Consider the following 24570-nt stretch of genomic DNA (forward strand, 5'->3'; position numbering starts at 1 on the left):
TCAGGCAGCGCTGACGACGCCGGAGGCCGCGATCTCGACCTTGCCCTTGGGGGCGCCGGACTGGGAGCCCAGGGCCTCGATCTGGTCCACGAGCGCCTGGCCCTCGACGACCTCGCCGAAGACGACGTGCTTGCCGTCGAGCCACGAGGTGACGACGGTGGTGACGAAGAACTGCGAGCCGTTGGTGTTGCGGCCGGCGTTCGCCATCGACAGCAGGTACGGGCGGTCGTGCTTCAGCTGGAAGTTCTCGTCCTCGAACTTCTCGCCGTAGATGCTCTTGCCACCGGTGCCGTTGTGGTTGGTGAAGTCACCGCCCTGCAGCATGAACTGGGGGATGACGCGGTGGAAGCCCGAGCCGGCGTAGCCGTAGCCGTTCTGGCCGGTGCACAGCTCACGGAAGTTGCGCGCCGTCTTCGGGACGACCTCGTCGAAGAGGGCGAAGACGATGCGGCCGGCGGGGGCGCCGTTGATGTTGATGTCGAAGTAGACGTTGTCGCTCATGGGGTCCATCCTGTCACTCCCGGTGCGGTGCGCTGTCCGGCGGGGCCGCAGCCCCGCCTCCGCGCAGGTCAACCGCTCGTACGGGTGCCCGTGCCCTTGGCCGCGTCCAGGGCGTACACGCAGCGGTCCTTGCTGCATGCGTAGACCACGCCCGCCTCCGCCACCGGGGAGCCCGTGATCTCGCCGCCCGTGGCCAGCTTCCAGCGCAGCTGGCCGCCGGCCGCGTCCAGGGTGTACAGGCAGTGGTCGGCCGACCCGAAGTGCACACGGCCGTCCGCGACCGCCGGAAGGCCGGTGATCTCGCCGCCCGCCGCGAACCGCCACTTCGGGGTGCCGGTGACCGCGTCGAGCGTGTACAGCGCGCTGCCCGCGCCCAGGTGGACGTTGCCGTTCGCGACCACCACCGGGTCCGAGGACTGCCGTGCCTCCGTCGCGATCCGCCAGCGGTCCTGCCCGGTGGCCGCGTCGAGGGCGTAGACGGTGCCCAGGTAGTCGACGAGGTAGACCCCGCCGCCCGTGATGGCCGCGCCCGGCGCGAAGGCCGGGGGTGCCAGGAAGACCGCGGGCGCCTCGAAGTGCCAGCGGACCCGGCCCGAGGCCCGGTCCACCGACAGGACGCGGGTACCGGCCGCGATGTAGACATTGCCGTCCGGCGCCGGAGTGACCCGGACGGGCACGTTCCCGCAGGAGGCCGCGTCCCCGATCGGGTAGGACCAGGACTCCCGGCCGCTGCGCGCGTCCAGGGCCCGCAGCCGGGCGTCCTGCCACACGTACACCGTGCCGTCGTGGAGGACCGGAGCGGCCTCCAGGGTCTCGAAGTCGCTCTGCGCGCCGGTCAGCTCCCACAGCTTGTGGCCGCTCGAACCCTCCCGGCCCTGTACGCCGCCCCCGCGCGTGGCGGTGACGACCGTGCCGCGCTCGGCGCGCACCGCGTACACCCAGGCGTCGGTGGACAGCCGCCACCGCTCGGAGCCGTCACCGGCGTCCAGCGCGTAGAGGGACGGGCCGTCGGAGGCGTGGATCCGGCCGTCGGCGACCGCCATGGACCAGGCGACGTCGCGGGTCTTGAACTGGCGGCGGCCGCTCGCCACGTCCAGCGCGTGGACCTCGAAGGAGGTCACGTAGAGCAGGTTCCCGGCGACGGTCGGGGTGCCCCAGACCTCGTTGGACATGCGGAAGCGCCACGGCCGCCAGCGGCCGCTGTCCGGGGCCGGGCCGGGGCCCGGCACGGAGCCCGGTACGGGCTGCACCGCCGAGGGCGTGGCCACCGACCCGCCGGGCGGGCGGATCCAGCCGGTCGCCGAGTCCGAGGCGGCCGCGGAGGCATGCGCTGCCGGGGCCGCGGCGCTCGCGCGCGGCCCGGGCCCGATCGGCACCGGAGAGCCGCCCAGGCGCACCGGCTCGCCCGAGGGCACCGGCGACATCGGCGGGTGGTGCGGGCGCTGCGGGACGGCCTGGCCGGTGCGCGGGTCCACCCACGAGTCGGCCCCGCGCGGTCGGCGGTGCGTGGCGGCCTCGGAGGCCGCCCCCCGGCCGACGGAGCGCGGGCCGGGCGCCGGCACCACGGGGGCGGGCGGCGTACGGTGCCCCGCGCGCCGGGCCTCGATCATCGCGACGGCCCGGGCGGGCAGCCACGCCGAGGCGGTCCCGCTGTCGTCTCCGCCGTCGAAGAGGTGCGGGGCGAGCTGCGCCTGCAGGTCGGCCGGGGTGGGCCGGAGCGTGGCGTCCATCTGCATGCAGGAGTCGATCAGCGGCCGCAGCTCGGCGGGCAGCCCCTCCAGGTTGGGGCCCTCGCGCAGCAGCATGAAGACCGTCTCCACCGGGTTCGCCCCGTGGTACGGCGGGTGCCCGGTGGCGGCGAAGACGAGGGTGGAACCGAGCGAGAAGACGTCGCTGGCGCCCTTGACGCTGCGCGAGTCCTTCGCCTGCTCGGGCGACATGTAGGCCGGGGTGCCGACGGCGACGTTCGTCATGGTCAGGCGGGTGTTGGACACCCCGCTCGCGATACCGAAGTCGATCACGCGCGGGCCGTCCTCGACGACGAGCACGTTGGACGGCTTCAGGTCGCGGTGGACCAGGCCGGCGCCGTGGATGGACTGCAGGGCCTCGGCGATCCCGGCCGCGAGCCACCGTACGGCCTGGGCGGGCATGGGCCCGCACTCGTTGACGATCTCCTCCAGGGAGGGCGCCGGGACGTACGCGGTCGCCAGCCACGGCACGGCCGCCCGCGGATCGGCGTCGACCACGGCCGCGGTGTAGAAGCCGGACACCGCGCGGGCCGCCTCCACCTCGCGCGTGAAACGGACCCGGAAGAGCTGGTCCTCGGCGAGCTCGGTGCGCACCGTCTTGATCGCGACCCGCCGTCCGGACGCGGACCGCGCGAGATAGACCAGCCCCATGCCGCCGGCGCCGAGCCGTCCCAGCACCTCGAAGGGGCCGATCCGTCTCGGGTCGTGCTGCGTCAGCTGCTCCACCACTCGCCTCCACACCCATCCCCGTACGGGCCACTCACCGGGCCCGCTTCCACCGGCACGGGGCCCTGCCCCGTGCAGCGTCTCACCCCGGGCGCCGCCCGGGTCGAGCAACCCCGATTCTGTCAGGCCCGGACCCGGTCCGGCCCCGGCACGTCGAGCAGCGCGGTGTGATCTGCCCGGCGATCCCCCCGCGCGCCCTACGCGTCGGGCTGCGTGCGGGGCTCCGAGAGCAGCCCGAAGACCGCCCCCTGATTGTCGGCGACGACCGCGATCCGCCCGTAGGGGGTGTCGAAGGGGTCGGCGGTGACCCGGCCGCCGAGCCGCTGCACGGTGATGACCGACTGGTCGCAGTCCGGTACGGCGAAGTAGGCGAGGAAGTGCGCGGGCATGATCTCGGGGAAGGCGTCGGTGATCAGGCTGCGGCCCAGGACGGCGGTGTCCGTGCCGGGGGCGGCCCCGGGCGGGGACCAGATGCGGTACTCGACGCCGGCGTCGTCCTGGTCCTGCGGGACGTAGCCGAACACCTTGGCGTAGAAGACGTCGACGGCGTCGCGGGCCCGCGTGTAGACCTCGCTCCAGCAGTACGTGTACGGCTCCTGCTGGGCCTCGAAGCCGTGGTGGGTGCCCGGCTGCCACAGGCCGAAGACGGCTCCGCCGGGGTCGGCGGCCATCGCGGCGGTGCCGTACGGGCCGACCGGCATCGGGTCCATGACCATCTGGCCGCCGGCGGCACGGATGCGCTGGGCGCAGGCGTAGGCGTCGTTGGTGTAGAGGTAGATCCCCCAAACGGTGGGCATGCGGCCGTCGGGCTTGGGCGCGAGGGCGGCGACGTTGCGGCCGCGGCTGTAGGCCTGGGTGTAGTGGCCGTACTCGGCGCCCGCACTGCCGGCGAAGGTCCACCCGAAGAGCTCACCGTAGAACCGCTTGCCCGCCTCGACGTCCGGAAGCGAGGCGTCCACCCAGCAGGGTGCGCCTTCCACGAATGCGGCCATGGGCCCGTTTCCTTCCGTTGTGCGGGGGTGTGTACCCTCCCACCTCTCCCAGCCATGATCTGCCCGAAAACTTGTCCACAGCCTGTTGATAAGACTATTCGGGGGAAACCTTGCGGAACCGGGCGACACGCCCGGGACGGCGGCGGGGGCGCACAAGGCCCGATTTCCGGCTGGAATGCGCCCCCTCGGCCGGCCGGGAGCACCTTCCGCCCAGGCCAGGGACCCCGTAACCCCATTTGCAGGCGGCCGAATAGCGCGCCGATCACCCCTCGGTAAGCTGACGGCATGACAGGACAAGTACGCACCGTCGACGGGCGTGTCGCCGGCCGGCGCGGCCAGGCGACGCGGCAGAAGCTGCTCGACTGCCTCGGCGAGATGCTCAGCTCCTCGCCGTACCGCGACGTCAAAGTGATCGACGTCGCCCGCAAGGCCGGTACCTCCCCCGCGACCTTCTACCAGTACTTCCCGGACGTCGAGGGCGCCGTCCTGGAGATCGCCGAACAAATGGCCACCGAGGGCGCGCAGTTGACGTCGCTCGTCGAGGGCCGGACCTGGGTCGGCAAGTCAGGCTGGGCCGCCGCCGAGGAACTCGTCGAGGGCTTCCTGGAGTTCTGGCGCCGCAACGACGCGATCCTGCGGGTCGTCGACCTCGGTGCAGCCGAGGGCGACAAGCGCTTCTACAAGATCCGCATGAAGATCCTGAACTCGGTCACCAACTCCCTCACGGAATCGATGAAGGAGCTCCAGGCCAAGGGCAAGGTCGACAAGGACATCAGCCCCGCGGCGATGGCCGGCTCGCTCGTCGCGATGCTGGCCGCGGTCGCCTCGCACCAGAAGGGCTTCCAGACCTGGGGCGTCAAGCAGGCCGAGCTCAAGCCGAACCTGGCACTGCTCGTCCATCTCGGCATCACGGGCAAGAAGCCGACGAAGTAGCGGCGGACCCCCGGACGTCCTCCAGGGGCCCGCCGTCCACTCCAACCGCTCCGATCACGCCTGCGCTCACGCTGATCGCACCTGCGCTCACGTCTGAGATCACGCCCTGAAATGACGCCCTGCGATCACGTCTGAGATCACGCCTGAGATCAGCGACGCTCCAGGCGGAACAGCCGGATCTCGCGCTCGATGCGCGCCTGGTACGTCGCATACGGCGGCCAGAACCTCAGCACCGCCTGCCACGCCTCCGCGCGTTCCTCACCCGCCAGCAGCCGGGCCCGGACGGGGACGTCCCGGCCTTGCCAACTCACGTCCGCGTCCGGGTGCTTGAGCAAGTTCCCGGTCCATGCCGGGTGCCCGGGCCGGCCGAAGTTGGAGCCGATCAGGATCCACGTCGTACCGCCGTCCTCCGGCATGCAGGCGAGCGGGGTGGTGCGCGGCTCACCGGTTCTGGCGCCCTTGGCGGTGAGGATCACGCCCGGCAGCATCTGGGCACTGAGGATGACCTTGCCGCGGGTCAGCTTGTGCACCGCCTTGTCCACGGCGGGGATGAAGTGCGGCGCGATCTTGGCGAAGAGCTTGGTCGAGGAGACCTTCTGCATCAACTTGACGCCGGGAGCCATCAGACGGCCACCTTCTCCGGTGCGGGCGGGAACGGGGGCGGGGGCGCGGTGGAGGCGGATGCCGCGGCCGGCGACGCGGCCGGGTCCGCCGCTGTGTCCGCCGCTGCGTCCGCCGCTGTGTCCGTGTGCGCGGTCGGGGCACGATGTCCCGGCGGGACAGCCGCGGCCGGGTCCGTGAACAGGCCCGCACGGTCGGCGGCGTGCGCCCGCAACCGGTGGACCGGGCCGAACAGCAGCTCGTCGGCCGCCGCCCGCTTGAAGTAGAGGTGCGCGTCGTGCTCCCAGGTGAAGCCGATGCCGCCGTGCAGCTGGATGGCCTCGCCCGCTGTCACCCGGAGGGCCTCCAGGGCCTGGGCGAGCGCGAGGCCGCCCTGATCCGGGTCCCAGGCGGCGTAGTAGGCCGCCGAGCGGGCCGCCTGCACCTGGACGTACAGGTCGGCGAGCCGGTGCTTGACCGCCTGGAAGGACCCGATCGCCCGGCCGAACTGCTCGCGCTGGCGTACGTACTCGACCGTGCGGGCGAGTGCCCGGTCCGCCGCGCCGACCGCCTCGGCGGCCAATACGGCGGAGACGGTACGCCCGGTCGCGGCGAGCGCGGCCGCCACATCGGCCCCTTCGTCGCCGAGCAACTCCGCAGGGACGTCCCTCAGCTGGATCCGGGCCTGCGGCCGGGTCTCGTCCAGGACGGCCTGCCGCGTCCGTACGAGGCCGGGCGCGTCCTCCCGTACGAGGAACAGCAGCATGCGGCTGCGCGCGAAGCCGCCGGTGTGCGCCGCGACCAGCAGCAGCCCGGCGCTGTGCCCGTCGAGCACCTGCGCGGCCTCCCCGTACAGCCGCCAACCGCCTCCGGCGGCGTCGGCGTCGGCGCGGGCCTGGACGCCGCCCGCGCGGCCACCGCCGGCCCACAGCCCGGAGGCGTCCTCGCCGGTCAGCGCGAGGGCGGTGGCCAGCGCCGCGCCGCTGACGGCGAGGGTGGCGGTCAGCGTGCCCGTCGCGAGCGGCGGAAGCAGCGCGGAGCGCTGGGCGGCGGTACCGAGCGCGGTGATCAGCGGCACGCACAGTGCCGCGGTGGCCAGCAGCGGCGAGGGCAGCAGCGCCCGGCCGGTCTCCTCGCAGGCGAGCGCCAGGTCGGCGGGGGTGCAGCCGACGCCGCCGTACTCCTCGGCGACGGCGATGCCCGGCAGCCCGAGCTGCCGGGCGAGCTGCTGCCAGAGCTCGCGGTCGTGTCCGGCGGTGGTGCGGACTGCGGCCTTGACCTCGTCGGGGCCGCAGCGTTTGCCGAGGATCTCGCGCAGGGTACGGCGTATCTCGTCCTGCTCCGCGGTGAAGGCGGCATCCATCTCGGGCTCCTCCCGGGGGCACCTCCCAGCGGCGGCCGGAAGGTATCTGACGGGCCGTCATGTTAGGCCCGGCGGAGACAGATGCACAGGGGGCGGCGGGGGCGGGTTGCGTGGAGGGGTCTAGCATCTGACGTAGCGTCAGATATACCGTCCCTTCATGCCTGGACTCACATCTGGACCCACATCTGAACCCACGTCCCGCCCCCGCCGGAGGGTCGCGGTGGTCGGCGTCGCCCTCTCGGACTGCGGACGGGTCGACGGCCCCACCCCCTACGCCCTGCACGCACAGGCCGCCCGGCGCGCCCTGGCCGACTCCGGCCTGGACCGCTCCGTCATCGACGGCTTCGCCTCCGCCGGCCTGGGCACGCTGGCACCGGTGGAGGTCGCCGAGTACCTGGGCCTGCGCCCCACCTGGGTCGACTCCACCTCGGTGGGCGGCTCGACCTGGGAGGTCATGGCCGCCCACGCGGCGGACGCCATCGCCGCCGGGCACACCAACGCCGTACTCCTGGTCTACGGATCCACCGCCCGGGCGGACATCAAGGCCCGGCGGCGCACCTCGAACCTCTCCTTCGGAGCACGGGGACCGCTGCAGTTCGAGGTCCCGTACGGGCACACGCTGATCTCCAAGTACGCCATGGCCGCCCGCCGCCACATGCACGAATACGGGACGACGCTGGAACAGCTCGCCTCGGTCGCCGTACAGGCCCGCGCGAACGCCGCCACGAACCCGGACGCGATGTTCCGCGACCCGATCACCGTCGAGGACGTACTCGGCGGCGACATGATCGCCGACCCCTTCACCAAGCTGCACTGCTGCATCCGCTCGGACGGCGGCTGCGCGGTCCTCCTGGCGGCGGAGGACTACGTACCGGACACCGCCAAGGCACCCGTCTGGATCCTGGGGGCGGGTACGTCCGTCTCCCACACCACCATGTCGGAGTGGGAGGACCTCACGGTGTCCCCGGCCGCCGTCTCGGGCCGCATCGCCTTCGAACGGGCCGGCCTCACGCCCGCGGACGTGGACCTCGCGGAGATCTACGACGCCTTCACCTACATGACCCTGGTCACCCTGGAGGACCTCGGCTTCTGCGCCAAGGGCGAGGGCGGCGCCTTCGTGGAGAAGGGCCGCCTGCTGCGCGACGGGGAACTCCCGGTCAACACCGACGGCGGCGGCCTCTCGGCCTGCCACCCCGGCATGCGCGGCCTGTTCCTGCTGGTCGAGGCCGTCCGCCAACTCCGCGGCGAGGCAGGCCCGGGCCAGGTCACCAAACCCGGCGGCCGCCTCCCGGAGGTCGCCCTGGCCTCGGGCACGGGCGGCTGGTTCTGCTCGTCGGGGACGGTACTGCTGGGGCGGGGGTGAGGGGGCGGGGCGAGCGGGCGCGGGGCGGGCGGGCGCGGTGAGAGGGCGCCTCTTCCGTGACCTACTTCCCCTCGGCGAGGGTGTGGGCGACGAGCGCGTTGGCGTGTCCGTGCCCGAGGCCGTGCTCGGTCTTGAGCCACGAGACGAGCTCCATGTGCTTGGTCAGCGGCGAGGAGCGAATGAGGTCCTGCCACTCCCCGATCGGGCGCCCGTACTTCTTCTCGATCGAGGGGAAGTAGCTGACGGGGCCCTTGACTGTCTCGGCCATGGTGCGTCTCCTCCGGGGTGGGCGGGTGCGTGTGGTGCGGGTGCGGGTGCGGGTGCGGGACCGTGCGGTGTGGCGCGGTGTCTCGTTCCGTAGGTATGACTGGGGCGGGGGCGGAAACTCATCGGCCCCGGGGAAGATTCTTCGGGAGGTCGAGGCGGAGGCCGGGCAGGCGGGGTCGGTGACGTTCGGCGGTGTGGGCGGGCGGGGTCCACTCTGACTACCGCCCGAGTGAACCCCGCCCCCGCACCCCCGCCGCGCGAATCCGACCCGCCGCCCCGCCACCCCCCAGTCCCCGCCCCCCAGTCCCCGCCCCCTGGCCCCACTGGCCCCCACCCCCCGCCCTGCTGTTCCATGAGCCTCATGACCAGCGATGCCAGTGGAACCGGCCAGGCCGGTGGAGCTGCCCCCGACGACTTTCGCGCCACCCTGCACTCCCTGCGCGTGTGGGACTCACCGCTGCCCGGGTTCGATCCCGGGGCCGCACCCCGGGAGCCGTCGGCGCTGTTCCGGGAGTGGTTCGTGCATGCCGCCCGGGCCGGGCAGTTGGAGCCGCACACCATGAGTCTGGCGACGGTGGACGGGGACGGGCGGCCCGACGTGCGGACGTTGATGCTGCACGACGTCGACGCGCGCGGCTGGCACTTCGCCTCGCACGCCACCAGCGCCAAGGGCGTGCAGCTGGCCGGGCGGCCGGAGGCGGCGCTCGGGTTCTACTGGCCCTCCGTGGGCCGCCAGGTCCGCGTCCGGGGCCGGGTCACCGCCTGCGGGCCCGAGGAGAGCCGTGCGGACCTGGCGGTCCGCTCGCGGGGTGCGCTCGCCGCCGCGCTCACGGGCCGGCAGAGTGAGGTGCTCGGCTCCGTGGAGGAGCTGGCGCGGGTCTCGGCCGCGGCCTGGGAGCGGGCCGGAGCCGAGCCGGACACGCCGGCTCCGACCTGGACGCGGTACGTGCTGGACCCCGCCGAGGTGGAGTTCTTCCAGGGGGACGCCGCGCGCCGGCACATCCGCCTGCGGTACTCCCGTACTCCCGGCGGGTCCTGGGACCGCGAGCTGCTCTGGCCCTGATCCGTCAGTCCGGCGGCGCGGGCCGGAAGACCGCCACCCACACCCCGTCCGCCGCCTCGCGGAAGGTGACCGTCAGCGGCATGCCGATGCGCAGGTCCGCCGCCTCGCAGTCCACCGCTTCGGTCATCATCCGCGGGCCCTCGGCCAGGTCGACGACGGCTGCCGTGTACGGGACGCGCGTACCGAACGGCGGGAGGTCGTTGCGGTGGATCACCGACCAGGTGTAGAGGGTCGCCCGGCCGCTCGCCGTCTCCCAGCCGACGCGGTCCTCGCCCGCCCAGCAGAACGGGCAGAACTCGCGCGGGTAGTGGTGCGCCCGCCCGCAGTCGGCGCAGCGCCGCAGCAGCAGCCGGCCCTCGGCGGCGGCGTCCCAGTAGGGGCGGGTGAAGTCGTCCGCCTCGGGGAGGTCGTAGCGCACGGCGCCGGTCACAGGAACAGTCCGATCGCCGCGTCGAGGGACCAGGTCTGCCAGGACATCGCGAGGAGCGCGACGAGCGAGATGAGCGCCATCATCGCGTTCTGTCCCTGCTCGGCCCAGTCGTGGATCATCAGCACGAGGTAGAGCAGGTTCAGCAGGAGGCCGCCGACCAGGGCGACCGGGGTCAGGAAGCCGAGCACCAGGCCCAGCCCGAGTGCGAGTTCCGCGTAGACGACGATGTACGCCATCGCCTTCGGCCGTGGTGCGACGATCAGTTCGAAGCCGCCCTTGACGAAGGTCCAGCGGTGTTTGCCGGCGACGTCGGCGGCCCAGGCGATGCCGGTGCCGCGTTCGAACCAGCCCTTCTTGTCCTTGTGCCGCCAGCTCTCCAGCCACCACAGGCCGAGGCCTATCCGGAGCACGGCGAGCCATTCGGCCCCACTGAGCCAGATGGTCTGCATCGGCAGCCCCCACCCCTCTCGCGTTCGACGCGTACGCTCAATCTGACGGTACGTCAGTTGAGCGGATCCCGAGCGTTCCCGCAAGGCCCCCGGCCGACCGCGGATTCACGGGGCCCGCGCGCGTGGCGCGCGCGCCCGTGATCGATCCGCAATCGATTCCCCGCCCGACCGAGACCCATCAACCCAGCGTGGCGATACGATCACACCTCATGCCCGGAGACCCCACAGCACCCGACATGACCACCCAGCCCCGCCCCGTGTACGTCATCGGGGCCGGCCCCGGCGGCCTCGCCGCGGCCGCCGCGCTGCGCGCCCGCGGGGTCCGTGCCGTGGTCGTCGAGAAGTCCGACGAGGTCGGCTCGTCCTGGCGGCGGCACTACGACCGGCTGCGCCTGCACACCACCCGCCGCCTCTCCGCCCTCCCGGGCCTGGCCATGCCGCGCCGCTTCGGGCGCTGGGTCTCCCGCGACGACGTCGTGCGCTACCTGGAGAAGTACGCCGAGTTCCACGAGCTGGAGCTGGTCACCGGTGTGGAGGTGACCCGGATCGAGCGCGCCCCCGAGGGCGAGGACGGCTGGACCCTGCACGCCACCGGCGGGCGGGAGCTGGCCGCCGCGGCCGTCGTCATCGCCACCGGGTACAACCACACGCCCGCGCTCCCCGACTGGCCGGGCCTCGACGGGTACGAGGGCCGCCTGCTGCACGCCCGCGAGTACCGCAACCCCCGGCCGTACGCGGGCCAGGACGTCCTCGTCGTCGGCGTCGGCAATACCGGCGCCGAGATCGCCGTCGACCTCGTCGAGGGCGGCGCGGCACGGGTGCGGCTCGCCGTGCGCAACGCGCCGCACATCATGCGCCGCTCCACCGCGGGCTGGCCGGCCCAGCGCAGCGGCATCCTCGTACGCCGGCTGCCGGCGCGGCTCGTGGACCGGCTGTCGGCGGTCGTCGCCAGGGCCTCCGTACCGGACCTGTCCGCGTACGGGCTTCCGCGCCCCGCCACCGGCCTGTACAGCAGGGTGAAGCAGGGGTCGATACCGGTTCAGGACGTCGGTCTGATCGACGCGGTGCGCAGCGGCAGGGTGGAGCCGGTGGCCGCCGTCGAGGCCTTCGAGGGCGCCGAGGTGCTGCTCGCGGACGGCTCGCGGATCACCCCGGACGCGGTGATCGCGGCGACCGGCTACCGCCGGGCGCTGGAGGGCCTGGTCGGCCACCTGGGGGTGCTGGACGAGCGCGGCCGGCCCCGTACCCACGGCGCCCGCTCCCCCGAACAGGCCCGCGGCCTGTACTTCACGGGCTTCTCGAACCCCATCAGCGGCATGTTCCGGGAGATGGCCCTGGACGCGGAGAAGATCGCCAAGGCGATCGCCCGCCGCTCGCGCACCGCCGAGGCAGCCGCTCGATGAGCAATTCCGATGCCGCCGCCATCCTCACGACGCACGACCCGGCACTGGCGATCCGCGCCGTGCGCACCCTGCTGGGTATCGCGGACACCACGGGCGCGGAGGTCGACTTCGAGGCGGTGATCCGGTCGCCGGAGGTCCTGGCCCGTGTGCGTGAGGTGCTGCCCGCCCTCAAGTGGTCGGCCGCGGCCGGAGTGGAGCACGGTTCGTCGGACGCCGGCGACGACCCGGCGCGGTGCCTGCCGGTCCGGGTGTTCGACTGGTGCCACCCGCTGGATCTCGCCGAGCCGTTCATCGCCTCGCTGGGACCCGACGCCGCGGCCGTCCGGTTCGATCTGGAGGCCTGGCCCGAGGTCCCCGAGGCCGGGCTGGAACGCGTCTCGCAGAAGTACGCGTACCTCACGCTCTCGGTGAACTCCCGCGACCTCTACCAGGACGAGCCGTCCGACGACCACACCGTCCACGTGCACGTGCGGTACGCCGCCCTCGCCGAGGACACCGCCCGCATCGAGTGGCTCGCCGATCAGGTCGGCGGCCGGTTCACCGGCAGGGTGGAGACGGCACCCCTGTGAGCGACCGGGCGGGCGAGGCCCGTCCCGGTGGTCGCGTCGGCCGAATCGCGCCCTGGACCGGTCCCGGCGGGATCTGTCACCGTTCACTTCACCACACCACCTCCACACCTTTCCTGCGCAGCCCTGTTCCTGACGGCACGTCAGTTCAGTAATCTGACTACACGTCAGTTATTGAGTTCCATCGAGGTTCATCGAGCAGGAGTGGGCGGCAACGATGCTTGGATCTACTCACGGCACCCTCACCACCGACTTCCGCGCACGTGTCGAGGCCTGCGGGGAGTCTCCCAGGACCGCCGTCCACTCGTCGGCGGCCCCCTCGGCCGACGACGCGGCCCCCCTCGACGTCAGCGGACGACCGCTGCACGCAGACGTCCCCGACCTGGACCGGTTCTTCCGACCCGAGTCCGTCGCCGTCATCGGCGCATCCGACGCCGAGGGCAAGCCCAACACCGGAATCACCCGCCAGCTCATCGCCTGGGCGGAGCGCGTCGGCGCCCGGCTCCACCCCGTGCACCCCACCCGCCCCACCGTCTTCGGGCTGACCTGCCACGCCTCCGTGGCCGACCTGCCCGAACAGGTGGACCTCGCCGTCCTCCTCGTCGCCGACCCGCTGCCCGTCATCGAGGAACTGGCCGAGACCAAGGTCAAGTTCGCCGTCGCCTTCGCCTCCGGCTTCGCGGAGACCGGGGATGCGGGCGCCGCCGCCCAGGAGCGGCTCGGCGCCGCCGTGCGGCGCTCGGGCCTGCGTCTGCTGGGTCCCAACACCAACCTCAACGCCTTCGAGGAGTTCCGCGAGGACCTCGACGGCCCCGCGATCGCCCTGATCACCCAGTCCGGCCACCAGGGCCGGCCCGTCTACACCCTCCAGGAGCTCGGCATCCGGCTCTCCCACTGGGCGCCGACCGGCAACGAGGCCGACCTGGAGACCGCCGACTTCATCTCCTACTTCGCCGAGCAGCCCGAGGTCGGGGCCATCGCCTGCTACGTGGAGGGCCTCAAGGACGGCCGGTCCTTCCTGCTCGCCGCCGACCGGGCCGCACGCAACGGGGTCCCGGTCGTCGCCGTCAAGGTCGGCCGCACCGAGACCGGCGCGCGCACGGCCGCCTCCCACACGGGGAAGCTCACCGGCGCCGACACCGTCGTGGACGCCGCCATGCGCCAGTTCGGCGTCATCCGCGTCGACGGGCTCGACGAGCTCCAGGACACCGCGGCCCTGCTCGCCCGGGCCCGCAGGCCCAAGGCCGACGGGGTCGTCGTCTATTCCATCTCCGGCGGCACCGGAGCCCACTTCTCCGACCTGGCCACGGAGGCGGGCCTGTTCCTGCCCACCCTCTCGCAGGCCAAGCAGGACGAGCTCCACCAGTGGATCCCCGCTTACCTGAACGTCGCCAACCCCATCGACAACGGCGGCCACCCGGTCGGCGACTGGCGCGGCCGGAAGATCATCGACGCGATCCTCGCCGACCCCGAGGTGGGCGTCCTGATCTGCCCGATCACCGGGCCCTTCCCGCCCATGAGCGACCGGCTCGCCCAGGACCTGGTGGACGCGGCCGAGCAGAGCGACAAACTGATCTGCGTGATCTGGGGCTCCCCCGTCGGCACCGAGGACGCCTACCGCACCACCCTCCTCGGCTCCTCCCGGGTGGCCACCTTCCGCACCTTCGGCAACTGCATCACCGCCGTCCGCGCCTACCTCGGCCACCACCGCTTCACCGCCGGCTACCGCTCCCCCTTCGAGGACGCACCCCGCACGCCCTCACCCTCGTACCGCAAGGCGCAGGCCCTCATGCGGCCGTCGCAGCAGCTCAGCGAGCACGCGGCGAAGCAGCTCCTGCGCGCCTACGGGATACGCGTCCCCCGCGAGCAGCTGGTGACGAGTGCGGCGGCGGCAGTCCGCGCCGCCGGGCTCGTCGGCTACCCGGTGGTGATGAAGGCCTCGGGCCCGCAGCTGGGCCACAAGACGGAACTCGGCCTCGTGAAGATCGGCCTCACCTCGGCGAGTCAGATCCGCGACGCGTACCGGGAGCTGACCGACATCGCGCGCTACGAGAACGTGCCGCTCGACGGGATCCTGGTCTGCCAGATGGTGGAGCGCGGCGTGGAGATGGTCGTCGGCGTGACGCAGGACGACCTCTTCGGCCCCACCGTCACGGTCGGTCTGGGCGGGGTCCTGGTGGAGGTCCTCCACGACGCGGCGGTCCGCGTGCCGCCGTTCGGCGAGGACCAGGCGCGGGCCATGCTGAGGGAACTGCGCGGGCATGCGCTGCTGGAGGGCGTACGGGGGGCTCCGCCGGCGGATGTGGACGCCCTGGTCGAAGTCGTGCTGCGGATCCAGCGGATGGCCCTGGAACTGGGCGACGAGCTGTCCGAGCTGGACATCAACCCCCTGATGGTCCTCCCCCGCGGCCAGGGGGCGGTGGCCCTGGACGCCCTGGCCATCTGCCGCTGAGCCCGGTGGGGCGGCAACCGCTGCGCGGAGCCGCTCCCCGCCCCGCCCTTTCACCGTTCCTCGGGGCTCCGCCCCGAGGACCCGGGGGCGGAGCCCCCGCACCACGCACGAACGGGAGTTCAGCCATGACCGGCACCAACGAGGACCACGTCCTCCACCGCATCGACAACGGCGTCGCCTGGATCACCCTCAACCGCCCCGAGGCGATGAACGCCGTCACCCCGGACCAGCGCGAGCGCGTCATCGCGCTGCTCGCCGAGGCATCCGCCGACCCCGGCGTCCGGGCCGTCGTCGTCACCGCCACCGGCAAGGGCTTCTGTGCGGGCGCCGACCTGCGCGGCGGGAGCACCCCCGCGGGTGAGCGCGTCGCGGGCGACGTCGCCCGCATGATCCGCCTCGGCGCGCAGCGTCTGATCACCGCCGTGCTCGACTGCGAGAAGCCCGTACTCGCCGCCGTCAACGGCACGGCCGCCGGTATCGGCGCGCACCTGGCCCTCGCCTGCGACCTCGTCATCGCCGCCGAACCGGCCCGCTTCATCGAGGTGTTCGTCCGCCGCGGGCTGGTCCCCGACGGCGGGGGCGCGTACCTGCTGCCGAGGCTCGTCGGCCCGCAGAAGGCCAAGGAGCTGATGTTCTTCGGCGACGCCGTTCCGGCCGTCGAGGCCGAGCGCCTGGGCCTGGTGAACCTGGTGGTTCCGGCCGAGGAGCTGGAGGCGACCGCCCGTGCGTGGGCCGAACGGCTCGCGCAGGGGCCCACCCGGGCCCTCGCCATGACGAAGCAGCTGGTCAATGCCTCCCTGGACGGGGACCGGGCGGCCGCGCTGGCCGCCGAGGCCACCGCTCAGGAGATCAACATGACCACGGCCGACGCGAACGAGGGCGTGGCCGGCTTCGTGGAGCGGCGCACGCCCAAGTACCTCGGCCGCTGAATCCCGGACGGACCCTGATCCGAGGCCTGAGGCCTGAATCCTGAGTCCTGAATCCTGAGTCCTGAATCGGTACTACATCTGCGGGTCGGGCTTGAGCAGCGCGAACACCGCTCCGGCCGGGTCGGCCAGCCATGCGATCCGGCCGACCTCCGGGAGGTCGGTGGCGGGCATGAGCACCGACCCGCCGTTCGCCCTGGCCACCGCGACGGTCGCGTCGACGTCCGCCGCCATGAAGTACGGCACCCAGCGCGCCCGCTCGCCCTCGCCCTCGCCCCTGAAGGGGGCGACCCCGCCGAAGGAGGCGTCCTGCTGGTCCCCGTCGGCGGTGCTCAGCACCCGGTACGTCATCCCGGGGGCGGGCATCTCGGCGCTGCGCCAGCCGAACAGCCCGGCGTAGAAAGCGATGTCGGCGACGGGGTCCGGTACGTGGAGCTCCGTCCACAGCAGGGCGTTCTCGGCGGAGGTCAGCTGGAGTCCGCCGGTCTTGCCGGGCTGCCATACGGCGAACTCGGCGCCCTGCGGGTCGGTGTACTGGGCCAGCCAGCCCTCGCCCATGACGTCCATGGGCTCCATCCGGACCGTGCCGCCGCCGTCACGGACGGCTGCGGTGGTGGCCTGGACGTCGGGGGTCATGAAGTGCTGCATCCAGGCGGGGGTCGCCCCCTCCTCGGTGAGCGGCCCGAGCGCGGCGACGGTCCTGCCGCCCACCTGGAAGAAGCCGTACCCGCCCGCCTCGGGCCCGGCGGAGACGAACTCCCAGCCGAGGACCGCTCCGTAGAACGCGGCGGCGGCATCGGTGTCGGGGCTGCCGAGGTCGAGCCAGTTGGGTGATCCGGTGGTGAAGTCGGTGCCGAGCATGGGGTCCTCCCGGGGTACGGCGGCGGTACGAGGTCGCTGCCACGATGCCGAGCCTCCACCCGAGCCCGGGCGCACGGACCCACGCAGACGGGGGGTTTCACTCGTGTGGGGGTACGGACACCGGGCCCCCTCCCTCCTGCTCTGCCCCGTCCGGTCCCGCCGCGCCGCGATCCCCGCGGGTGGGCCTCACCCACCCCTTCACATCTGACGAACCGTCAGCTTCAATCGGAAGGGTGATGGGACATGCAGGGATGGCGGCCACCGTCGTCCGATACCTCAGGTCAGTCGGCTCCCCCACCTCCGCCTCGGCGCAGCGGGAACCCGAGTCCGTCGACGCCCTGCCGCGTCCCGATCTGCGGGCCGTCGGCGCGGACGAGCGCGCGCCGGTGTCCCCCGCCGAGTTCCGGGCCGTGCTCGGGAACTTCGCCAGCGGGGTGACCGTCATCACCGCGCCGCCCGGCGAGGACGAGGAGGGCCCGGCCGGCTTCGCCTGCCAGTCCTTCGCCTCGCTCTCCCTCGACCCGCCCCTGGTCACCTTCATGGTGGCCCGTACGTCGACCACCTGGCCGCGGATCGCCCGCGCCGGGGTGTTCTGCGTCAACATCCTCGGGGCCGAACAGGGCGAGCTGTGCCGGTCCTTCGCCGTCAGCGGAGCGGACAAGTTCGCCGGGGTGAGCCACACACCCGCCCCCGTCACGGGATCACCGCAGCTCGACGCCGTGCCTGCCTGGATCGACTGCCGGATCCAGGCCGTGCACACCGGCGGGGACCACCTCATCGTCGTGGGCCGGGTCGTGGCCATGGGCGCGGCCGGCGAGGGCGAGCCGCTCCTCTTCCACAAGGGCCGCTTCGGCCGCCTGGCCGACTGACTGCCCCGACGAGCCGGCCGAGCGGCCCGCCCCCGGTCCCGCTCCCGCACCCCGCTCCCGGGCACTTCGACGCCCCGGTGTCGGCTCCACTGCGTAAGCTCCCCACGGGGGCGGGCCACTTCGGAGCCCGAGCCCCCTCGGACTCTTCGATCCACGGGGATTTGACTTGATACTCGAGCTGATGCGCCGCACGCGCGGCGCGATCGCCGTCACGGTCGCCACCGGCGCCCTCCTGGTGGCCGCCTCGCCGGCCTCCTCCGCCGCGCCGGTCGCCGCACCTCCGACCACCGCTGCCGGCGCGATCCTGATCGACGGCACCACCGGTGCCACGCTCACCAGCAAGGACGCCGACACACAGCGTCAGATGGCGAGCACCACGAAGATCATGGCTGCTCAGGTCGTGCTCCGTACGCCCGACCTGAACTACGACCAGAAGGTCACCATCAAGCAGGAGTACGCCGACTACGTCGTCCGCGAGGGCGCGAGCACGGCCCACCTGAAGGTGGGTGCCACTCCGACGGTCCGCCAGCTGCTGTACGCGCTGATGCTCCCGTCGGGCTGCGACGCGGCCTACGCCCTCGCCGACACCTTCGGCAAGGGCGCGACCACGCAGGCCCGCACGGCGGACTTCATCGCGCAGATGAACGCCAAGGCGAAGTCGCTGGGCATGACCAAGACCGTCTACGACTCCTTCGACGGCATCTCGCCGACCGGCAACAACCTCACCACCGCCCGTGACCTGGGCAAGCTCACCAAGTACGCGATGTCGGGCGTCGCCTTCCCGAAGATCGTGGCGACGACGACCTACAGCACGGGCGGCACCTCGACCGACGCCACGTGGGGCAACAGCAACCTGCTGGTCCGCGAGCGCCCCACCGGCTACGCGTACCCGGGCGCCACCGGCGTCAAGACCGGCACCGGCACCGCCGCGGGCAAGTGCCTCGTCTTCTCCGCGACCCGTAACGGCAAGACCGTCATCGGCGTCCTGCTGAACGACGAGGAGCGCTACGCGGACGCGATGAAGCTCATGGACTGGGCGCTCGGTGCGAGTGCCGGCTCCGGGGCGGCGGTGCAGCGCGGCAACACCGAGCCGATCCCGGACGTCCTCGACTGACGCTGACACGGCTCACGCCTCACGCCTCGCACTTCGCGGCTCCTGCGCCGACGGGTTCGTCCCGCCGGCGCAGGAGCCGAGCCGTTTCCGGACGGGTCAGAAGGTGAGCACTCCGCGCGCCACCCGCCCGTGGTGGGCGTCGTCCGCGGCCTTGGCGAAGTCCTCCACCGGGTAGACCTCCGTCACCAGCTCGTCCAGCAGCAGCCGGCCCTGCCGGTAGAGCTCGGCGTACAGGGCGATGTCGCGCTGCGGGCGCGAGGACCCGTACCGGCAACCCATGATCGTCTTGTCCAGGTACATGGACGACACGAGGAACGACGCCTCCTCCTGGAAGCCGGGCACCCCGAGCAGGACCGCCTGCCCGTGCCGGTCGAGGAGGTCGATCGCCTGGCGGATCAGCTTGACGTTGCCCACGCACTCGAAGGCGTGATCGGCACCGGTCGGCAGGATCTCGCGGACCGCCGCCGAGGAGTCGGCCACCGCGGACGCGTCGATGAAGTGCGTGGCGCCGAACTGCCGGGCCACCGCCTCCTTCGCCGGGTTCGCGTCCACGGCCACGATCGTCGTGGCACCCGCTATCCGGGCCCCCTGCAGGACGTTGAGACCGATGCCGCCGGTGCCGATGACGACCACGCTCTCGCCCCGGTCCACGCGCGCCCGGTTCAGCACCGCCCCCACCCCGGTGAGGACCCCGCAGCCGATGAGCGCCGCCGAGGTCAGCGGGATGTCGGCCGGGATCCGCACCGCCTGCACGGCCTTGACGAGGGTGCGCTCGGCGAAGGCGGAGTTGGAGGCGAACTGGAACAACGGCGTGCCGCCCCGCGAGAAGGGCTGCCCCGGCATCCCGATCGCCTTGCGGCACATCGTCGGCCGGCCCCGGTCGCAGTCCGCACACGCCCCGCAGTTGGCGAGGGTGGACAGCGCCACGTGATCGCCCGGCACCACGTGCGTGACACCCGCGCCCACCGCCTCCACGATGCCCGCGCCCTCGTGCCCCAGCACCACCGGCGGCGGGAACGGGATCGTCCCGTCGATCACCGACAGGTCGCTGTGGCACAGCCCGGCCGCCCCGATCGCGACCAGCACCTCCCCCGGCCCCGGATCGCGGATCTCCAGGTCGTCGACCACCTGGGCCTGCTTGCCGTCGAACACGACGCCTCTCACCTGGACTCCTTAGGCAGGCCGAGCACGCGCTCGGCGATGATGTTCCGCTGGATCTCGTCCGAGCCGCCGTAGATGGTGTCGGCACGGGTGAACAGGAACAGGCGCTGCTCCTCGTCGAGCCCGAGTTCGTACGGGATCCCCGGCGCCCAGTCCGCCGGCCCGGCGGTGGCCGCCGGGCCGCGGACCGCCACCGCCAGCTCCCCGAGCCGCCGGTGCCAGCCGCCCCACAGCAGCTTGGCCACGCTGGGCGCGCCCGGATCCCCCGCCGAGGCGAGGGTGCGCAGCGCGTTCCACCGCATCGTGCGCAGCTCGGCCCACTGGCGGACCAGCTGCTGCCGCAGTACGGGGTCCCCTGCGCCCGAGGCGTCCCGCGCCGCGTAGGCGGCCAGGACGCGCTCCAGTTCCGCCGCGAAGCCGATCTGCTGGACCAGCGTCGAGACGCCGCGCTCCAGGGCGAGCAGGCCCATGGCCACCGTCCAGCCGTCGCCCTCGGCGCCGACGACCTCCGCCGCGACCGCCCCGTCGAAGAACACCTCGTTGAACTCACTCGTGCCCGACATCTGCCGGATGGGCCGCACTTCGACACGGCCGGGCTGGTCCATCCGTACGAGCAGGAACGACAGCCCCCGGTGACGGCGCGATCCGGGCTCGGTGCGGGCCAGGACGAAGCACCAGTCGGCGTCGCGGGCGAGCGAGGTCCAGATCTTCTGGCCGGTGACGCGGAACAGGCCGTCGGCCGCGTCCCGTACCGCGGCGGTACGGATCCCCGCGAGGTCGGATCCGGCGCCCGGCTCGCTGTAGCCCTGGCACCACAGCTCCTCGCCCCGCGCGATGCCGGGCAGGAAGCGGCCCTGCTGCTCGGGCGTCCCGTGGGCGATGAGCGTCGGGGCGAGGAGGTTCTCGCCGATGTGGCCGACCCGGCCGGGCGCGCGCAGGGCCGCGTACTCCTCGGCCCACACCACTTGGCCGGTCAGCGACAGCCGGCGGTTGCCCCACCCGTCGGCCTCCCAGCCCTGCCCGATCCAGCCGCCCCGGCCCAGCTCGCGCTCCCAGGCGCGCCGGACCCGGGCTCCCTCGTGCTCGCTGCCCGGTCCGCCGAGGCCGACGGCCTGCGCGTACGGGCCCACGAGGTGCTCCGCCAGCCACGCCCGGGCACGCCCGCGCAGCTCCTCGTCCTCGGCCCCGAAGCTGAAGTCCACGCCGCTCCCCCTTGGTCCAGTCCGATCCGGTCGCCGGTCCGATCCCGTCCGATCCGGTCCGGGCCTACGCGTTGGGGCGGTCCTTGGCGGCCGCGGCCTTCGCCATGGCCTCCAGTTGCGCGAGCATCGGCATCGGGTCGGTGCCCACCGTGCCGGGGAGGAAGTCGGCGATCTTCTCCGGCGTCCAGGAGCCTTCGGCGTATCCGGCGCGCAGTTCGCGCGGCTGCGCCCAGACGGCGATCTTCGGGCCGGCGATCGTGTAGACCTGCCCGGTGATGTCCTCGGCCCTGGCCCGGTCGCTGAGCAGGTACGTGACGAGGGCCGCCACGTCCTCGGGCTCGCCGATCTCCTTGAGCTCCATGGGGACGTTCGCGGACATGCGGGTGCGGGCGACGGGTGCGACGGCGTTGGCCGTGACCCCGTACTTGGCCAGGCCCAGCGCGGCGGAGCGGACGAGCGAGATGATCCCGCCCTTGGCGGCGCTGTAGTTGGCCTGGGCGACGGAGCCCTGGTGGTTGCCGCTGGTGAAGCCGATCAGCGTGCCCGAGCCCTGCCTGCGCATGATGGCGGAGGCGGCGCGGAAGACGGTGAAGGTGCCCTTGAGGTGGGTGGCGATGACCGGGTCCCACTCCTCCTCGGACATGTTGAACAGCATCCGTTCGCGCAGGATGCCCGCCACGCACACGACGCCGTCGAGGCGGCCGTACTGCGTGAGAGCGGTGTCGACGAGGCGCTGGCCGCCCGCCATGGTGGAGATGTCGTCGGCGACGGCGACGGCCTCCCCGCCCGCGGCGACGATCTCCTTCACCACCGCCTCGGCGATCTCGCTGGTGGGCTCCGCGCCCTCGATCCCGACCCCGTAGTCGTTGACGACGACCTTGGCGCCCTCGGCGGCCGCGGCGAGTGCCACGGCCCGCCCGATGCCCCGGCCGGCGCCGGTGACGGCGACGGCCTTGCCTGCCAAGAAGTTCCCCACGTCCGGCCCCTTCCCGCGATTTCTGACGGACCGTTAGATTCTATGGGTAGTCAGATACACCTGCACAAGCCCTCGTTGCCGTCGTTGCCGTATCCACGCAAGGAGCTGTCGACGCCCATGACCCTGCCCGCCGAGTTCCACGACATCGCCAAGCGCGTCAACAACTGGGGACGATGGGGCGCCGACGACGAGATCGGCACCCTCAACCTGATCACCGACGAGGTGGTCCGCGCCGCCGCGGCGGAGATCCGTACCGGCCGCCGCATCCCGCTCGCCCTCCCGCTCAAGGAGGACGGGGTCCAGGTCGGCATGATTCCCGGCCGGATCAACCCGCTGCACACGATGGTGCAGATCAACCAGGAGCTCTTCGGCCCGGGCACGGTGGCGTGCAGCGACGACGCCGTGAGCATGGGCCTCCAGGCCGGCACCCACTGGGACGCTCTCACCCACGTCTCGCACTCGGGGAAGATCTACAACGGCCGCCCGGCGGGCACCATCACGGCACACGGCCGCGCCGAGTTCAGCGGCATCGACAAGGCCGGCCACATCGTCTCGCGCGGGGTGCTCCTCGACGTCGCACGCGCGAAGGGGCTCGACCGGCTGCCGGGCGACCACGCGGTGACCCCCGGGGACCTGGCGGAGGCCGAGGAGTTCGGCGGGGTCACCGTCCGCGCCGGGGACATCGTCCTGGTGCGCACCGGCCAGATCCAGGTCTACCTGGCGGGCGACAAGCACGGCTACGGCTTCCCCTCGCCCGGGCTGTCGGTCCGTACGCCCGAGTGGTTCCACGCGCGGGACGTGGCGGCCGTCGCCAACGACACCCTGACCTTCGAGATCTTCCCGCCGGAGATAGAGAACCTGTGGCTGCCGGTGCACGCCCTCGACCTGGTCGAGATGGGCATGCACCAGGGCCAGAACTGGAATCTCGAAAAGTTGTCCACAGCCTGTGCAGAAGAAAACCGGTACGCCTTCCTCCTCTCGGCGATGCCGGAACCGTTCGTCGGCGGCACCGGCACCCCGGTGGCCCCGGTGGCCGTCCTCTGAACCCGGCGGGGCGGGCGGCGGCGGGCCGCACGACCCCGGCCGCACGCGAGCCGTGCCCAGTGGAACCATGAGGTGGACATGACGCGTCACCGTACGCGCGTCACACCCCGTCCCCACCACCTTCCCCGCAGGAGAAGCCAGCATGGCCAACCCCTACCAGGTAACGCCGCCGCCACCCCCGAGGCGCCGCTCGGGCGGCAACGTCGTCGCCGTCATCGTCCTCGCCGTGATCATCGTCGGCGGCTACTTCGCCCTGCAGTCGGTGAACAAGGACGACAGCAAGCCGTCGGCATCCACCTCGGCGTCCCCCTCCGCCAAGCCCACGGCCAAGGACCCCGGATCCCCCGAGTCCTCCTCCGACACCTCCAGCGCGTGGAAGGTCGGCGACTGCGGCGGCCCCGACCCGGCCAAGGCCCCCGACGGGTACAAGCGGACGGGCTGCTCCGACTCCGGGGCCACCTTCAAGGCCATCGACATCAAGGAGGCCAGCATCCTCCCGGGCGCCATCCAGTGCCCGCCCGGCACGGACCTGATGATCGACGTGAGCATCTCCTACGGCGGCGGCAAGTCGAGCGGCATCCCCACCAACACCGTCTGCGGCCGCAACCTGTCGAGCGACCACCCCGGCGACGCGGGCGCCGGCGGCGGCCAGCTGGTGAAGGGCGACTGCGTCACCTCTCAGGCCAAGGAGGTCGCCTGCGGCGGCTCGGGCGCCCAGAAGGTCCTCGGCCTCGTCAAGACGAAGTCCGAGTGCCCCTCCGGCACCACGGACCCCATCGAGCTGACCATGGCCATCGGCCGCCCGTACGACGTGATCTGCACCGACGGCTAGCAGTGTCCGCCCGCTGTCCCGGCACGATGCCCGGGACGGCGGGCGGCCGCGGCCGCCGAAAAGCACGTGCCCCCGCATCCGCGAAGGCGCAGACTCACCCCATGGCGGACATGCGGGCGTTCCGGGAAGCGGTCGACGACTGGGCGAGCGGCGGTACCGGCGAGGCCGCGCGCGAGCTCGCCGCCTGGCTGAACGTACGGACGGCGGTGCTGCTGGAGGGCCCCAGCGACCTCGCGGCCGTCGAGGTGCTCGCCGAACGCCGCGGCCGCGACCTCGCCGCCGAGGGCGTGTGCGTCATATCGATGGGCGGCGCCATGAGCGTCGCCCGCTACACCGGCCTCCTCGGGCCGCCCGGCCTCGGCCTGCGCCTGACGGGACTGTCCGACGAGAACGAACAGCCCTTCTACGACCGCGCCCTGGACCGGGCGGGGGCGCCCCGCGAGGGCTTCTTCGTGTGCGTGGCGGACCTGGAGGACGAACTCATCCGCGCCCTGGGCACCACACGGATCGAGGACATCCTGCGCTCGGAGGGCGAGCTCCGCTCCTGGCAGACCTTCGTACGCCAGCCCGCCCAGCGCGGCCGGCCCCGGCAGCGGCAGCTGCGGCGGTTCCTGGGCACGACGAAAGGTCGCAAGATCCGCTACGGCCGCCTCCTCGCCGAGGCCCTCGCCCCCGAAGAGGTACCGGCCCCGCTCGACGATCTCCTCGCGAGCCTGTGACCCGCGCCGG

The 24570-nt window shown here is 72.8% G+C and carries 24 protein-coding genes; 12 read left to right on the forward strand and 12 right to left on the reverse strand.

Translation table 11 applies throughout. The features are described from left to right. The 3 genes from IE257_RS22940 to kbpA all read right to left on the reverse strand — a co-directional run bounded on the left by IE257_RS22940 (position 1) and on the right by kbpA (position 3967). A complete protein-coding gene (locus tag IE257_RS22940; RefSeq protein WP_189971476.1) occupies positions 1 to 501 on the reverse strand; it encodes a peptidylprolyl isomerase in 501 nt (166 codons plus the stop codon). 68 nt (positions 502 to 569) lie between these two features. Further along, positions 570 to 2978, reverse strand: coding sequence for a protein serine/threonine kinase AfsK (gene afsK / locus IE257_RS22945; RefSeq protein WP_189971478.1), 2409 nt, complete (start codon positions 2976 to 2978; stop codon positions 570 to 572). A gap of 194 nt (positions 2979 to 3172) precedes the next feature. Beyond that, complete coding sequence (kbpA, locus tag IE257_RS22950; protein ID WP_189971480.1) at positions 3173 to 3967, reverse strand: AfsK-binding protein KbpA; 795 nt, start codon at positions 3965 to 3967, stop codon at positions 3173 to 3175. A 285-nt stretch (positions 3968 to 4252) separates the two neighbouring features. Between kbpA and IE257_RS22955 the strand changes: the two genes are divergently transcribed. Next, a complete protein-coding gene (locus IE257_RS22955; protein WP_189971482.1) occupies positions 4253 to 4900 on the forward strand; it encodes a TetR family transcriptional regulator in 648 nt (215 codons plus the stop codon). Between the two features lie 149 nt (positions 4901 to 5049). On the opposite strand, the gene IE257_RS22960 is transcribed toward IE257_RS22955, so the two are convergent. Continuing rightward, positions 5050 to 5523: a nitroreductase family deazaflavin-dependent oxidoreductase gene (locus tag IE257_RS22960; protein WP_189971484.1), complete on the reverse strand. Its 474-nt coding sequence runs from the start codon at positions 5521 to 5523 to the stop codon at positions 5050 to 5052. Next, on the reverse strand, positions 5523 to 6863 hold the full coding sequence (locus tag IE257_RS22965) for an acyl-CoA dehydrogenase family protein (protein ID WP_189971486.1): 1341 nt from the start codon (positions 6861 to 6863) through the stop codon (positions 5523 to 5525). The genes IE257_RS22960 and IE257_RS22965 overlap by 1 nt, the downstream gene beginning before the upstream one ends. 157 nt (positions 6864 to 7020) lie before the next feature. Between IE257_RS22965 and IE257_RS22970 the strand changes: the two genes are divergently transcribed. Then, positions 7021 to 8226 carry a thiolase C-terminal domain-containing protein gene (locus tag IE257_RS22970; RefSeq protein ID WP_189971488.1) on the forward strand — a complete coding sequence of 402 codons (1206 nt, stop codon included), beginning with the start codon at positions 7021 to 7023 and terminating at the stop codon, positions 8224 to 8226. Between the two features lie 61 nt (positions 8227 to 8287). Here the strand turns inward: IE257_RS22970 and IE257_RS22975 are convergent, their stop codons facing one another. Further along, positions 8288 to 8494 (reverse strand): DUF4287 domain-containing protein, encoded by a 207-nt coding sequence (locus tag IE257_RS22975; protein WP_189971490.1) that lies wholly within the window; start codon positions 8492 to 8494, stop codon positions 8288 to 8290. Positions 8495 to 8854: 360 nt separating this feature from the next. Between IE257_RS22975 and IE257_RS22980 the strand changes: the two genes are divergently transcribed. Further along, the gene (locus IE257_RS22980; protein ID WP_189971492.1) at positions 8855 to 9556 is read left to right on the forward strand and encodes a pyridoxine/pyridoxamine 5'-phosphate oxidase; all 702 of its coding nucleotides are present in this window, start codon (positions 8855 to 8857) and stop codon (positions 9554 to 9556) included. Between the two features lie 4 nt (positions 9557 to 9560). Here IE257_RS22980 and IE257_RS22985 read toward each other — a convergent pair whose 3' ends face one another. Beyond that, a complete protein-coding gene (locus IE257_RS22985) occupies positions 9561 to 10019 on the reverse strand; it encodes a Zn-ribbon domain-containing OB-fold protein (RefSeq protein ID WP_245385329.1) in 459 nt (152 codons plus the stop codon). Beyond that, entirely contained in the window at positions 9983 to 10435 is a 453-nt protein-coding gene (locus tag IE257_RS22990) for a DoxX family protein (protein WP_189971497.1), read from the reverse strand. The genes IE257_RS22985 and IE257_RS22990 overlap by 37 nt, the downstream gene beginning before the upstream one ends. Positions 10436 to 10644: 209 nt before the next feature. Here IE257_RS22990 and IE257_RS22995 point away from each other — a divergent pair, with 209 nt between their 5' ends. The 4 genes from IE257_RS22995 (at position 10645) to IE257_RS23010 (ending at position 15785) form a co-directional block, all read left to right on the forward strand. Further along, a complete protein-coding gene (locus IE257_RS22995) occupies positions 10645 to 11838 on the forward strand; it encodes a flavin-containing monooxygenase (protein WP_189971499.1) in 1194 nt (397 codons plus the stop codon). Beyond that, positions 11835 to 12407: a hypothetical protein gene (locus IE257_RS23000; protein ID WP_189971501.1), complete on the forward strand. Its 573-nt coding sequence runs from the start codon at positions 11835 to 11837 to the stop codon at positions 12405 to 12407. The genes IE257_RS22995 and IE257_RS23000 overlap by 4 nt, the downstream gene beginning before the upstream one ends. A 214-nt stretch (positions 12408 to 12621) precedes the next feature. Continuing rightward, on the forward strand, positions 12622 to 14856 hold the full coding sequence (locus IE257_RS23005) for an acetate--CoA ligase family protein (RefSeq protein ID WP_189971503.1): 2235 nt from the start codon (positions 12622 to 12624) through the stop codon (positions 14854 to 14856). Positions 14857 to 14981: 125 nt separating this feature from the next. Then, positions 14982 to 15785: an enoyl-CoA hydratase/isomerase family protein gene (locus IE257_RS23010; RefSeq protein WP_189971505.1), complete on the forward strand. Its 804-nt coding sequence runs from the start codon at positions 14982 to 14984 to the stop codon at positions 15783 to 15785. A gap of 72 nt (positions 15786 to 15857) precedes the next feature. Here IE257_RS23010 and IE257_RS23015 read toward each other — a convergent pair whose 3' ends face one another. Next, positions 15858 to 16643, reverse strand: coding sequence for a VOC family protein (locus tag IE257_RS23015; RefSeq protein WP_189971506.1), 786 nt, complete (start codon positions 16641 to 16643; stop codon positions 15858 to 15860). Between the two features lie 236 nt (positions 16644 to 16879). Between IE257_RS23015 and IE257_RS23020 the strand changes: the two genes are divergently transcribed. Beyond that, the gene (locus IE257_RS23020; protein ID WP_372453091.1) at positions 16880 to 17512 is read left to right on the forward strand and encodes a flavin reductase family protein; all 633 of its coding nucleotides are present in this window, start codon (positions 16880 to 16882) and stop codon (positions 17510 to 17512) included. 181 nt (positions 17513 to 17693) lie between these two features. Further along, a complete protein-coding gene (locus tag IE257_RS23025) occupies positions 17694 to 18626 on the forward strand; it encodes a D-alanyl-D-alanine carboxypeptidase family protein (RefSeq protein ID WP_189971508.1) in 933 nt (310 codons plus the stop codon). 96 nt (positions 18627 to 18722) lie between these two features. On the opposite strand, the gene IE257_RS23030 is transcribed toward IE257_RS23025, so the two are convergent. From IE257_RS23030 to IE257_RS23040, 3 genes are all read right to left on the reverse strand, one after another. Further along, positions 18723 to 19790, reverse strand: coding sequence for a Zn-dependent alcohol dehydrogenase (locus IE257_RS23030; protein WP_189971510.1), 1068 nt, complete (start codon positions 19788 to 19790; stop codon positions 18723 to 18725). After that, a complete protein-coding gene (locus tag IE257_RS23035) occupies positions 19787 to 20989 on the reverse strand; it encodes an acyl-CoA dehydrogenase family protein (RefSeq protein WP_189971512.1) in 1203 nt (400 codons plus the stop codon). The genes IE257_RS23030 and IE257_RS23035 overlap by 4 nt, the downstream gene beginning before the upstream one ends. A 64-nt stretch (positions 20990 to 21053) precedes the next feature. Next, on the reverse strand, positions 21054 to 21965 hold the full coding sequence (locus IE257_RS23040; protein ID WP_189971514.1) for an SDR family oxidoreductase: 912 nt from the start codon (positions 21963 to 21965) through the stop codon (positions 21054 to 21056). Positions 21966 to 22082: 117 nt separating this feature from the next. Here IE257_RS23040 and IE257_RS23045 point away from each other — a divergent pair, with 117 nt between their 5' ends. The 3 genes from IE257_RS23045 (at position 22083) to IE257_RS23055 (ending at position 24560) form a co-directional block, all read left to right on the forward strand. Continuing rightward, positions 22083 to 23009, forward strand: a complete 927-nt coding sequence (locus IE257_RS23045; RefSeq protein WP_189971516.1) for a cyclase family protein — start codon at positions 22083 to 22085, stop codon at positions 23007 to 23009. Between the two features lie 142 nt (positions 23010 to 23151). After that, positions 23152 to 23841, forward strand: coding sequence for a hypothetical protein (locus tag IE257_RS23050; protein WP_189971518.1), 690 nt, complete (start codon positions 23152 to 23154; stop codon positions 23839 to 23841). Between the two features lie 101 nt (positions 23842 to 23942). Next, positions 23943 to 24560 carry a TOPRIM nucleotidyl transferase/hydrolase domain-containing protein gene (locus IE257_RS23055; RefSeq protein WP_189971520.1) on the forward strand — a complete coding sequence of 206 codons (618 nt, stop codon included), beginning with the start codon at positions 23943 to 23945 and terminating at the stop codon, positions 24558 to 24560. Positions 24561 to 24570: the final 10 nt, after the last annotated feature.

The sequence above is a fragment of the Streptomyces avidinii genome (assembly GCF_014650695.1).
GTDB lineage: Bacteria > Actinomycetota > Actinomycetes > Streptomycetales > Streptomycetaceae > Streptomyces > Streptomyces avidinii.